The 263-nt window shown below is 74.5% G+C and carries 1 protein-coding gene; it reads right to left on the reverse strand.

Annotated features, from left to right (window positions below; all coding sequences use genetic code 11):
* Positions 1 to 263: S8 family serine peptidase (locus SM753_RS20755; protein ID WP_323192947.1), on the reverse strand; the 263-nt coding region annotated here is incomplete at both ends.

The raw sequence follows: 263 nt of genomic DNA on the forward strand, positions 1-263 counted from the left end.
GGCGACCGCGCGCTCCCCGTCGACCGCGCCGACCGCGAGCGCGTCGCGGACGTTGGCCGGTCCCGACGAGGTGTTCGCGCCCTCGTTGCCCGCGGCCGCGACGACGACCGCGCCCGTCGCGCGGGCGTTGCGCACGGGGGCGATGAACCCGCGGAAGGTCCCGGAGGAGCCGAGGCTCATCTGGAGCACGTCGGCGTCGCTCTCGGTCGTCGCGTACTCCATCGACTCGATCACGGCCGCGAACGTCGCGGTGTCGTTCTTGC

Source organism: Halostella sp. PRR32 (assembly GCF_034808085.1).
Classification (GTDB): domain Archaea; phylum Halobacteriota; class Halobacteria; order Halobacteriales; family Natronoarchaeaceae; genus Halostella; species Halostella pelagica.